9 protein-coding genes and 1 pseudogene are annotated in these 11,304 nt (G+C 68.8%); 6 read left to right on the top strand and 4 right to left on the bottom strand.

Annotated elements, in window-relative coordinates; genetic code table 11:
• The 3 genes and pseudogenes from HV766_RS21835 to HV766_RS21825 form a co-directional block, all read right to left on the bottom strand.
• Positions 1-339, bottom strand: a pseudogene (locus HV766_RS21835) (lytic murein transglycosylase); the annotation flags it as partial.
• 415 nt (positions 340-754) lie between these two features.
• Entirely contained in the window at positions 755-2,140 is a 1,386-nt protein-coding gene (locus HV766_RS21830; RefSeq protein ID WP_254593347.1) for an MATE family efflux transporter, read from the bottom strand.
• Positions 2,141-2,194: 54 nt separating this feature from the next.
• A complete protein-coding gene (locus tag HV766_RS21825) occupies positions 2,195-2,872 on the bottom strand; it encodes a hypothetical protein (RefSeq protein ID WP_254593346.1) in 678 nt (225 codons plus the stop codon).
• 192 nt (positions 2,873-3,064) lie between these two features.
• On the opposite strand from HV766_RS21825, the gene HV766_RS21820 reads away from it, so the two are divergent.
• The 4 genes from HV766_RS21820 (at position 3,065) to HV766_RS21805 (ending at position 7,446) form a co-directional block, all read left to right on the top strand.
• Positions 3,065-4,000, top strand: a complete 936-nt coding sequence (locus HV766_RS21820) for a LysR family transcriptional regulator (RefSeq protein ID WP_054452654.1) — start codon at positions 3,065-3,067, stop codon at positions 3,998-4,000.
• Between the two features lie 58 nt (positions 4,001-4,058).
• Entirely contained in the window at positions 4,059-5,009 is a 951-nt protein-coding gene (locus HV766_RS21815) for an adenosine deaminase (RefSeq protein ID WP_175181830.1), read from the top strand.
• Positions 5,010-5,153: 144 nt separating this feature from the next.
• On the top strand, positions 5,154-6,422 hold the full coding sequence (locus HV766_RS21810; RefSeq protein WP_175181829.1) for a carboxylesterase family protein: 1,269 nt from the start codon (positions 5,154-5,156) through the stop codon (positions 6,420-6,422).
• A gap of 73 nt (positions 6,423-6,495) precedes the next feature.
• Positions 6,496-7,446 (top strand): Bug family tripartite tricarboxylate transporter substrate binding protein, encoded by a 951-nt coding sequence (locus HV766_RS21805; protein ID WP_119449940.1) that lies wholly within the window; start codon positions 6,496-6,498, stop codon positions 7,444-7,446.
• A gap of 37 nt (positions 7,447-7,483) precedes the next feature.
• Here the strand turns inward: HV766_RS21805 and HV766_RS21800 are convergent, their stop codons facing one another.
• Positions 7,484-8,116 carry a TetR/AcrR family transcriptional regulator gene (locus HV766_RS21800; RefSeq protein WP_175181828.1) on the bottom strand — a complete coding sequence of 211 codons (633 nt, stop codon included), beginning with the start codon at positions 8,114-8,116 and terminating at the stop codon, positions 7,484-7,486.
• Between the two features lie 144 nt (positions 8,117-8,260).
• Here HV766_RS21800 and HV766_RS21795 point away from each other — a divergent pair, with 144 nt between their 5' ends.
• Positions 8,261-9,754, top strand: a complete 1,494-nt coding sequence (locus tag HV766_RS21795) for an MFS transporter (RefSeq protein WP_054452668.1) — start codon at positions 8,261-8,263, stop codon at positions 9,752-9,754.
• 144 nt (positions 9,755-9,898) lie between these two features.
• Positions 9,899-11,287, top strand: a complete 1,389-nt coding sequence (locus HV766_RS21790) for an amidohydrolase (RefSeq protein WP_088156934.1) — start codon at positions 9,899-9,901, stop codon at positions 11,285-11,287.
• Positions 11,288-11,304 lie beyond the last annotated feature (17 nt).

Genomic DNA, 11,304 nt, shown 5'->3' with positions numbered 1-11,304 from the left:
GACGGCAGCGGCCGGAGCCGCCGCGGGCGCAGGCAAGGTCGCGGGCGCGGGCAAGCTTGCCGGCGCGGGCGCAGCCGACCTGGGAGGCAACACCTGGCCGGCCCGGTCATCGGCCGGAGCCGCCGGCGCGGTGGCGGCTGGCGCGGGAGCGTCGTCGAAGCTGCGTTTGGGCGTCAGGGCCGGCAGGGTCTGCACCGGCACCGACGGCTGGGCGCGCGATCCAGTGGCTGAAGCAGGCCCCTGCGCCTGAGCGGCGCCGGCTGCGGCGGCGGCAAAAGCCGCGGCCAGCAGCACACGGGAGAAGGTGTCGATTCGAAGGCGTACGGAACGCTGACGCATGGCAATCCTGAAAAATCGAAGTCAGCCGGGATCGTACCGCGACCGGCCGTCAAAATCGAACGGCCTCCTGGGCAGGCCCGCCCGCATTGCCGCCCAAACGCCTTGCAGGCTGGAAGCGACTTCGCGGCGCCCTAGGCGACTCTCAGCCGAGGCTGCCCGGAGCCATCCGAAGCGCAGCCCCACCGGGGCGAGCATCGGAATGGCGCAGGGTGGCCTCGGCGGCTAAAGGACTCTGACATCCGCAAGCTCGAATCCCTGCCACCCGCACTTCGGTTTTGGGAAGCACGGTTCTTGAGCCGCCGGCGTCCGGACTGCGGGATTCCGATGCTCGCCCCGGTGGGGCTGCGCTTCGGATCCCTCAGCCCGGTCACCGGCTCACGGCATCTACCCATGAAGGGGATCCGAAAACAGTGCATTAGGCAGCCTGCCGCGCTTGCGCCGCCGCGCTCGCGGGCGGCGCGCGCAGCACGCGCCGGCACAGCAGCATGGCGATCAGGCTGAACAGGGCAAAGCCCACGGTCTGCCCCGCCAACACGCCTTCCGGGCCGCCGTAATGCGCGCCCAGCCAGACGAAGGGCAAGGTGCCCACGGTAGCGCGCAGCCAGCCGATGGCGGTGGAGTACGTGGCATAGCCCAGGTTGTTGAACACCGCGACGGCGACGAAGTACAGGCTGTTGAGCGCCCAGGCGAAACTGCCGTAGCGGCAGAAAAAAACGATCAGGTCGCGCCCAGGTCCGGTCACCTGGAACAGATCCGGCATCCAGGGCGCCAGCAAGGCCAGCAGGACCGCTACGCCGAAGCCATACGTCAAGGACCAGCGCGCGGTCACGCGCGCCGTCTCCTGTACGCGGTCCCATTGCCCTGCGCCCAGGTTCTGCCCCAGGATGGGTCCGATGGCGCCGGGCAGTACGAAGAACAGCGCGTAGGCCAGTTGCAGCACCCGGTCCACCACGGTGGCGCCCGCCATCACGCTGGAGCCGAAGCCGGCGTATGTGGACAGGGTGAAGATGACTGCCGCGGGCGTGGCCAGCGTGGTCAGCGCGGCAGGCAAGGCGATCCGCCCAATTGCGGCCAGGTGCGCGCGCAGCGCGGCGCCGGCGGGCCAAGTCACCAGGCGATGCTTGCCGAACACCAGCCAGGCGCCCAGCGCCACCGTGACCAGGCGGCCCATGCCGCCGGCCCAGGCCACGCCCTCCATGCCGCCGTCCAGCACGAAGATGACCAGCGGGTCCAGCGCCGCGACCGCCGCCGTCCCCGCCAGCAGCACCCACATGGACTGGCGGCCATGGCCGGCGGCGCGCAACAGGTTGGACAGCATCATGCCCACGCCCATCACGACCGCGAACGGGGTCGTGATGAGCACGTAGGGCAGCAGATGCGCGCGCACGTCCTCCGCCAGGTCGATGGCTGCCGTGTAGGGGCCGATCACGGCCAGGAACAACGCGCCGGACACGAGCGCGGCGGCAACCATCAGCACCAGCGAGGCGCCCGCCAGCGCGCGGGCGCGCGGCGCATCGCCCGCCCCCAGCGCGCGCGACACCAGGGCAGTGCCGCCCACGCTCACGCCGATGCAGACCGAGATGATGGTGAACTGCGTCATCGATCCGAAGCCCACCGCGCCCAGCACCGCCTCGTCCTTGAGCGTGCCCAGGTACAGCAGCGACAGGAACTCCACCGCGAACACGGCCAGCATGCTGGCCCAGCCGGTCAGGACCATTTCCAGCACATGCGGGCCCATCGGCCCGGAGACGAAGCGGGCGCGCGGGTCGGATGCGGCGGAGGACAGGTTTTCAGAGGTCATGAGGCTCGTGGATGGAGCGCGGTCAGACCGCGCGGTGAATTGCCAGGCCCGCGTTCAGCGGCCCGCGGGCGCGAACCAATACTGGTACACGCTGCCCTCATTCGAATACCAGGGCAACAGGCCGATGGTGTCGGATTCCCGGCCCACCGTCACCAGCAGGCCTCCCGCCTCGGGCCGCAGCAGCGCCACGTGGCGCCGCACACCCATGGACTCGTACTGGCGCCAGTCGTGCCGCACGCTGATCCACAGCCGGCCCTGCGTGCAACCGCCACGGCGCCGGATGCCATCCGGCCTGGAAGGCTGGGCCGCGCCAGGCAGGGCGGCAGGATCCTGCTCGCCGTTCAACTGCGGCAGGCGGCCCAAGGCGCGCGCGCCCTGCCCGTCCAGCGCCAATATCTCCCATCCGTCCGCGGCGGCCGTGAAAGCCACAGTGACCTCGGGTCCGGAACGCCATTCCGGCAACGGGTTGTCGGACATGCCCGGAAGGTCCAGGGGATACTGCAGGAACTTGCGCAGGTCCATCGATGCGCCGGCCTCGCGGTCGCCAGACACGAACTCGCCTTGCGCCCGATAGAAGCCGGCCAGATCCGGGCATTGGGCCGGATCCGATGGCAGCGCCGCAAGCGTCCCGTCCCGGAACGGAGGCCAGGCAACCGACACCCCGTCGACCCGGGATGCGCCGCAGCCGCTCAAGGCCAGCGCAGCCAGCGCCGCCGCTGCAAGCCTGCTCACTCTCCACGCGCCGCACACCGCTGCCTTCATGCCTGCCCTCTGCTCTTGCCGGCCGCCGCGCTGGCCCAGGCCGCGCGTCCGACTATCGGTCTGGCGCGAACTATATCCGAATCCCGGCCGGCCGAATCCCGCACCGCGTTGCCAAGCGCGCGCCGGGAGAGAATAATCGGCTACTCCCCTCCGACCCGCGCCATGACACCGTTCCGAGGCAAGCTCCGCATCCGGCATCTGGAAATCGTGCTGACCGTCGCCGAATTGGGCAACCTGTCCAAGGCCGCCACGCAATTGCACAGCACACAGTCGGGGCTGTCGCGCGCCATCGCCGAGATCGAAGAGCTGGTCGGCGCGCGGCTGTTCGAACGCACCGCCCGCGGCACCACCTGCACGCCGCTGGGCGAAACCATGTGCCGCCATGCCCGCCTGCTGCTCACCGACTTCCGCAAGGCCGAGATCGATCTCGCCGCGGTCTCGCGCGGCGACGAGGGCAGCCTGACGGTAGGCTGTTTTTCGATGTTCGCGGGCTGGCCGGTGGCCGAGGCCGCGCGTGCCTACCGCCAGGCTTATCCGCGCATCACGCTCACCATCGAAATCGGCACGCATGAACGGCTGATCGAAGACCTGGACGCCGGCGCGCTGGACGTGCTGATCAGCCGCTTCTCGTCCACCGTCAATCCGCAGGTCTACCGCTCCACCACGCTGCTGGAAGATCCGGTAGTGCTGGCCTGCGCCACGCATCATCCGCTGGCCGGCCAGCCCGGCGCCACGCTGGCCGACTACGTGGCCTATCCCTGGATCACCGCCCTGCCCGGCAGCCGCATCCGCGGCGAACTGGAAATGTCGCTGCGCCAGGCGGGGCTGGCGATTCCGGATATGATCGGCGCCCTGTCGCTGGAATTCGGCCGCGAAATGCTGCTGGACGGCCTGTATCTGTGGATGCTGCCCGGCAGCGTGGCCGCTATCCGGCAGGCGCGCGGCGAGCTGGTGGTCCTGGCCGACCGGCCGGTCCTGCGCAAGTCGCCGCTGGCGGCCATCTGGCGCCGCGACCGCCCCAGCACGCGGCAGGCGCGCGCCTTCGCCGCCCAGCTCCAGCTCGCCATCCAGGCCGACGCCGTCGCATTGACGGCCTGAGCCTGCCGGCGCGTTGCGCGTTATTCTGGACAGGCAACACTTTTTGATCGGAGCACCCATGTACGACTGGCTCAACGCACTGCCCAAGGCGGAATTGCACCTGCACCTGGAAGGTTCGCTCGAACCCGAGCTGCTGTTCCGGCTGGCGCAGCGCAACGGCGTGGCGCTGCCGTGGCCGGACATCGAGTCCCTGCGCGCGGCCTACGACTACGGCAATCTCCAGGAATTCCTGGACCTCTACTACCGTGGCGCGGACGTGCTGCGCACCGAGCAGGATTTCTACGACCTGACCTGGGCCTATCTGCTCAAGTGCCGTGAGCAGAACGTGGTGCATACCGAGCCGTTCTTCGACCCGCAGACCCACACCGATCGCGGCGTGCCCTTCGACGTGGTGTTGACCGGCATCAGCCAGGCCCTCGAAGACGGCCGCAAGCAGCTGGGCGTAAGCAGCGGACTGATCCTGAGCTTTCTGCGCCATTTGCCCGAAGAGCAGGCCATGCGCACGCTGGAAGCCGCCCTGCCCCACCGCGACGCCTTCATCGCCGTCGGCCTGGACAGCAGCGAAATGGGCTTTCCGCCGCGCCTGTTCCAACGCGTGTTCGACCGCGCCCGCGCCGAAGGACTGCCGGGCGTCGCGCACGCCGGCGAGGAAGGCCCGCCGGAATACATCTGGGAAGCGCTGGACCTGTTGAAGGTGCTGCGCATCGACCACGGCGTGCGCGCCGCCGAAGACCCGAAGCTGATCGCGCGCCTGATCGACGAGCAGATCCCGCTGACGGTCTGTCCGCTGTCCAACACCCGGCTGCGCGTGTTCCAGCACATGCGCGACCACAACATCCTGTCGCTGCTGGACGCGGGCGTGAAGGTCACCGTCAACTCCGACGATCCCGCGTATTTCGGCGGCTACGTCAACGAGAACTTCCACGCGCTGTACGAACATCTGGGCATGTCGCGGGCGCAGGCCCAGGCCCTGGCTGACAACAGCCTGGACGCGCGCATCCTCAAATAGCCAACGCTGCGTGCCAGCCATGCGGATTGCGCATGGCAATCTTCAAAACCTGCATGCCTGGCGCGGCCCATTCCTCCCTACCATAGTCCGACCGCCGCGGCGTCTGCCGCGGCCGTGCTACAGACCAGAAACAAGGGGCAGGATATGAGTCAGTTCGTGGAAGCGTCGCTGCAGGCTGGCACGCTGACCGGCGTGCAGCAGAGCGGCGTTTGCCGCTACAGCGCCATTCCCTATGCGCAGGCGCCCGTTGGCCGCCTGCGCTTCGCACCACCGCAGCCCGCAGCATGGCGCGGCAAGCTTGACGCCACCCGGCCGGGACCGGTCGCGCCGCAACTGCCCTCGCGCTTGCGCGGCGCCATGGGCGACTTCGACGCGGAACAATCCGAGGACTGCCTGCACCTGACGGTGTGGACGCCCGCCGCCGACGGCAAGCGGCGGCCGGTGGTGGTGTGGCTGCATGGCGGCGCCTGGCAAAGCGGCGGCGGCGCGCTGGACTGGTACGACGGCGCCAAGCTCGCGCAGCGCGGCGACGTGGTGGTGGTCGCGGTCAACTACCGGCTGGCCGCGCTGGGCTGGCTGTACGTGCCGGGCCAGACGGCCAACGCTGGCTTGCTGGACCAGGAAGCCGCCATCGATTGGGTGCTGGACAACATCCAGGACCTGGGCGGCGATCCCGGGCAAGTCACGGTCATGGGCCAGTCGGCGGGCGCGTCGTCGATCTGCGCCATGCTGGCACGCCAGCCGCGCTTCTCCCGCGCCATCCTGCAAAGCGCGGCGCTGGGCCGGGGGTTTCGCAGCGCAAAGCAGGCCGATGCGCTGGGACAGGCCTTCCTGCGCGCCGCGGGAGCCGATTCCCTGGAAGCCGCGCGCGAACTGCCCGTGGCGGCATTGCTGGCGGCGCAGCAGGCGCCCGCCGTCGCCGAAACGCTGCGCGCCGAAGGCAGCAGCCGCAGCCAGTTCGCGCCGGTGCTCGACGGCGCAATACTGCCGCACGATATCGCCCCCGCGCTCAAGCGGGCCTCGTCCCGCGCGGACGTGCTGGTCTGCTACACGCGCGACGAAATGGCCGCCTTTCCCGGCAATGGCCGCACAGCTGCCGACCAGGACCTGGGCGACGAGGTATTCGGCGCGCCCTCGCGCCAGTGGGCCGCCGACGCCGCGGCCCAAGGCCGCCAAGCCTGGCTGGCGCGCTTTGACGTGGCGCCCACGGCGGCCTTCGGCGCCTGCCATTGCATCGAGCTGCCCTTCGTCTTCGACACGTTGGCGGCATTCGCCGGCGCGCCCATGCTTGCCGGCCTGCCGGCGGAACAGGCGCGGCAGCTTGCTCACGCCACGCAGCAGGCGTGGATCGCGTTCATCCGCGGCGACGCGCCAGGCTGGCCGCCGGCCCCCCACATGCAGATCCTGGCCTGAACCGGGACGGCATGTGCGGGGCCGCGGGCGGACGCTGCCCGCGCATCAAACACACCAAAACAAGGGGAATTCCATGTTCAAGCAAACCGCGCTCGCGCTGGCGCTGCTGGCGCCGCTGGCGGCTGCCGCCGCCTATCCCGACAAACCCGTCAAGATCATCGTGTCCAACCCGCCCGGCGGTCCCGTGGACGTCATGCTGCGCGTGCTGGCCAGCAAACTGGGCGCTGCCTGGGGCCAGCCCGTGGTGGTGGAGAACAAACCGGGCGCGTCCGGCATCATCAGCACCGGCGCGTTGGTCAAGTCCGCGCCCGACGGCTACACCTTGGGCATGGTCGTGGCCTCGTCCGTCACCATCGTGCCCTTCGCGGTGGACAGCCTGCCATTCGATACGCAGAAGGACCTCAAGCCGATCTCGCTGGTGGCGCGCACGCCCTTCATCTTCATCGTGCCCAAGGACAGTCCGCTGAAGACCTGGGAAGACTTCGTGCGCGAAAGCAAGACGCGCAACCTCAGCGTGGGCTCGTTCTCCATCGGCACGGCGTTCCACCTGGTCTGGGAACAGACGGCGCGGCGCGCCGGCATCAAGGCCTTGTACGTGCCCTCGTCTTCGTCGGGCAAGACGCAGAACGACCTGATCGGCGGCCAGCTCGACGTGGGCCTGGACGCGCCTTCGAGTTCCAAGGGCCTGATCGACAGCGGCCGCCTGCGCGCGCTGGCGATCACCAGCCCGGAGCGCTTCGGCGGCCTGCCCGACACGCCCACGCTGAAGGAATCCGGATTGAAGGACTACGCGCCGCAGCCCTGGATCGGACTGATGGCGCCCGCCGGCATTCCGGACGACCGCGTGGCGCTGATCCAGAAATCAGTGGCGGACATACTGAAGGAACCCGCGATGCGCGCGCAGATGGAAACCCTGGGCATGATTCCCATTGGCAGCACGCCAGAGGAACTGGCCGCGACCATCGAAGCCGACCGCGCCGACATGGGACCGCTGATCAAGGAGCTGGGCATCAAGCTGCAATAGCGGCGCATGCGGCGGCGCGGGTCTGAAGCCGCGCCCCTCAGCTCGCGCCCAGCGTGCGCAGGAACATCGCCGACAAGGGGCCGGACAGCGCTTGCGCGTCCCGCCGGCCCTGAGCGATGGAAGCGTCCACCGCGCCATGCATGCCGTGGTACAGGACGATGGCGGCCAGCGCCGCGTCGTCCAGCTTCCAGCAGCCGGCGCGCGCGCCGGCCTCGAGTATGGCTTCCAGCTGTTCCAGCACGGCGCTCTTTTCGGCCACGCCGCGGTCGGGATGCTGGGCGTCGTGGAACACCACATCATGCAGTTCGTAGCCGTCGAAGTAAGCCTCGACGCCGGCGCGAGTCCAGGCGCGCAGGCGCGCCACGCCATCCTCCGGCGCACAGGCCTGCACTTCGCGGTCGATATGGTCCAGGAACCCTTGCGAGAACTTGGCCCGCAGCGCCGCCAGCATGTCGTTCTTGGACGTGAAGTAGTGATAGAAGGTGCCCTTGGCCACGCCGGCGCGTTCCACGATCTCGTTGATGGTCGTGGCCTCGACGCCCTTCTGGATAAAGAGCGCTTGCGCGGCCGCCATCAACTCGTCCAGCCGCACGGCGGCCGGCTTGGTGCGGGGCTTGGGAGCGGCGTCCGGGCCAGGCAGGGAAAGCGGGTCGGCGGGAGCAGCGGGCATATCGTCCAGGGGTCAGGTCAGCAGCAAGGCGCCAGTGTAGAGGAGGCACTGGGCCGGAATCAAAAGCTGAGAATCGTTCTTCTTTTCATTGACCGACGGTCGGTCGATGCATAGAATACCCCTTCCCCCACTCTGCGTCCCGCCATGCATCCCGCACGCCGCCGCGCCCTGGTCCTTGCCGTCAACCTGGGCAGCTTCATCACCATCCTGGACATCAGCATCGTCAACGTGGCGCTGCCCACCATGCAGGCGGCCCTGCGCATCGACATGGCGGGGCTGCAATGGGTGGTGGACGCCTACGCCCTGTTCCTGTCGGCCTTCATGCTGTCGGCGGGACCTCTGGGCGACCGCTATGGCCGCAAGCGTTCCTGGCTGGCGGGCGTGCTGCTGTTCACGGCGGGCTCCGCGCTTTGCGGGCTGGCGGACAACCTTACAGCGCTGCTGATCGGCCGCGCCGTGCAGGGCGTGGCCGGCGCCCTGCTGGTTCCAGGCGCGCTGTCGCTCCTGACCCAGGCTTTTCCCGATCCCAAGGAACGCGCCCAGGCCATCGGCATCTGGGCCTCGTGCAACGCAATTTCGCTCATCGTGGGGCCCATGCTGGGCGGCGTGCTGGTCGCCCACTTCAACTGGCAGAGCATCTTCCTCATCAACCTGCCGGTGGGCGCGCTGGCCATCGCGCTGGGCGCCTGGAGCATCACGGAAAGCGCCCATCCCGAACACGCAGCCTTCGATCCCGCGGGCCAGGCGCTTAGCGTGCTGTGGCTGGGCGCGCTGACCTATGGGCTGATCGCCGCCGGCGAACACGGCTGGGCTGCACCGCAAGCCACGGTCGCGCTCGCCATCGCCGCCGCCGGGCTGCTCGCCTTCCTGTGGGTCGAGCACCGCGCCGCGCGGCCCATCCTGCCGCTGGGGCTGTTCCGCGACGCAGGCTTCGCCATCACCAACTTCGCCTCCTTCGTGCTGGGCTTTTCCGCCTACAGCAGCCTGTTCTTCTTTTCGCTCTATCTGCAACACGTTCAGGGGTTGTCGCCGCTGGCCACTGGCTGGCAGTTGGCGCCGCAGTTCGCCGCGGCCGGGCTGGTGTCGCTGGTGTTCGGCCGGCTCAACCTGCGCTTTGGCCTGCCGCGCCTGATGATCGCGGGCTTCGCCTTCATCGGCCTGGCCATGCTGGGCATGACGCGCTTCGAAGCGCACACGCCTTACCTCGTGTCCGGCTCCCTGCTGGTCCTGTTGGGCCTGGGCACCGGCCTGGCCGTGCCATCGACCAGCATGGCCGTGATGGCCACGGTGCCGCGCGAGCGTTCCGGCATGGCCTCGGCCACCATGAACGCGCTGCGCCAGACCGGCATGACGATAGGCATCGCGCTGCTGGGCGCACTGATGAGCGGGCGTGCGATCGTAGCGCTGACGGCTTCGTTCTCGCAACAAGGCGCGCCCGACGCGCAGGCCTTGGCGCGCGCCGCCATCACTTTGCATGAACTGCCGGCGCAACCCGCCAATGCGGCCGAACTGGCCGCGGCCGCGCTGGCCGGCGGCTTCCATGCCGCCATGCTTTTCGCGGGCGCCGCATCGTTGCTGGCGGCACTGTTGCTGCTGTTCCTCGCGCGCGGCGCAAAGAACGTCCTGCACGCCGCATGACTCGCGGATTCCGGCGCGCGGAATTCCATCGGCCGGAATCAAAACAGCCTGTTTTTAAGCGTTGGTAACAAACGCTCGCGCCGTCTTGCGCTTCGGTAAGATCCTCGTCCAATAACAGGTTAACAACCACGAGGAGAGCAAAGCATGCCTTACCGCAAACCCCTGTTCCGCCTGGCCCCGCTGGCGCTCGCCGCCCACCTGCTGATGGCGGGTCCGGCCGCCGCGCAAAGCGCGCCCGGCACGCAAGGCCCGCTGGTCCCCGCGCCCAATCCGGCATTGGCCGCGCAGATCGATCAACGCGCCAAGGCCATCGAAGACAAGCTCATCGCCTGGCGCCGAGATATCCACGAACATCCCGAACTGGGCAACCAGGAAAACCGCACCGCCAAGCTGGTCGCCGATCACCTGCGCGCGCTTGGCATGGAAGTGAAAACCGGCGTTGCCGGCACTGGCGTGGTCGCCGTGCTCAAGGGCGGCAAGCCCGGGCCGGTGGTGGCGCTGCGCGCCGACATGGACGCGCTGCCCGTCAAGGAGCAAGTGGACCTGCCCTTCGCGTCCAAGGCCAAGGGCACCTACCTGGGCAAGGAAGTGGACGTGATGCATGCCTGCGGCCACGACACCCACACCGCCATCCTGATGGCCACGGCCGAAGTCCTGGCCGGCATGAAGGACCAGCTCCCCGGCAGCGTGAAGTTCATCTTCCAGCCCGCCGAGGAAAGCCCCGCCGACTTCGAGCCCGACGGCAAGAAGATCTGGGGCGCCAAGATGATGGTGCAGGAAGGCGTGCTGGAGAATCCCAAGGTGGACGCCATCTTCGGCCTGCACGTGTCCAGCGCCTATCCGGCGGGCAAGCTCAGCTGGCGCAGCGGCCCCGCCATGGCCGCCGCCGACCAGTTCTGGATCGACGTCACCGGCAAGCAGACGCACGGCGCGCGGCCCTGGTCCGGCATCGACCCCATCGTGGTCAGCTCGCAGATCATCCTGGGCCTGCAGACCATCCCCAGCCGCCAGATCAACAGCATGCTGGAGCCGGCGGTCATCACCGTGGGCGCCATCCACGGCGGCAACCGCATGAACATCGTGCCGGACAACGTGGCCATGACCGGCACCATCCGCACGTATGACGAAGGCATGAAGAAGGACATCCACCAACGCATCGCGCGCACCGCGGACATGATCGCGCAGAGCGCGGGCGCCAAGGCGGACGTGCGCGTGGTGGAGCTGTACAACGCCACCGTCAACAATCCCGCGCTGACCGAGCAGATGGGCCCGACGCTGCGGCGGGTGGCGGGCGAAGGCAACTACGGCCTGCAGCCCAAGTCCACCGCGTCGGAGGACTTCTCGTTCTATCAAGAGAAGGTGCCGGGCATGTTCTTCTACCTGGGCGTGACGCCCAAGGGCACCGACGTCGAGAAGGCTGCGCCGAACCATTCGCCGCGCTTCTACGTCGATGAGTCCGGCCTCATCAACGGCGTGCGCGCGCTGTCGAACCTGACCGTGGACTACATGGCGCAGGCGCAGAAAGGCAGCTGATCCGCGCGCCCCGCGCG

Origin of the sequence: Achromobacter aegrifaciens (assembly GCF_902859735.1) — a bacterium.
In the GTDB taxonomy this organism is placed as follows: Bacteria; Pseudomonadota; Gammaproteobacteria; order Burkholderiales; family Burkholderiaceae_B; genus Achromobacter; species Achromobacter aegrifaciens.
This window is presented reverse-complemented; position numbering and strand designations above follow the sequence as displayed.

Excerpts from the sequence above, each read along its gene's own strand:
- HV766_RS21830 (WP_254593347.1), bottom strand. The coding sequence starts at position 2,140 with ATGACCTCTGAAAACCTGTCCTCCGCCGCATCCGACCCGCGCGCCCGC.
- HV766_RS21820 (WP_054452654.1), top strand. The coding sequence starts at position 3,065 with ATGACACCGTTCCGAGGCAAGCTCCGCATCCGGCATCTGGAAATCGTG.
- HV766_RS21815 (WP_175181830.1), top strand. The coding sequence starts at position 4,059 with ATGTACGACTGGCTCAACGCACTGCCCAAGGCGGAATTGCACCTGCAC.
- HV766_RS21810 (WP_175181829.1), top strand. The coding sequence starts at position 5,154 with ATGAGTCAGTTCGTGGAAGCGTCGCTGCAGGCTGGCACGCTGACCGGC.
- HV766_RS21805 (WP_119449940.1), top strand. The coding sequence starts at position 6,496 with ATGTTCAAGCAAACCGCGCTCGCGCTGGCGCTGCTGGCGCCGCTGGCG.
- HV766_RS21800 (WP_175181828.1), bottom strand. The coding sequence starts at position 8,116 with ATGCCCGCTGCTCCCGCCGACCCGCTTTCCCTGCCTGGCCCGGACGCC.
- HV766_RS21795 (WP_054452668.1), top strand. The coding sequence starts at position 8,261 with ATGCATCCCGCACGCCGCCGCGCCCTGGTCCTTGCCGTCAACCTGGGC.
- HV766_RS21790 (WP_088156934.1), top strand. The coding sequence starts at position 9,899 with ATGCCTTACCGCAAACCCCTGTTCCGCCTGGCCCCGCTGGCGCTCGCC.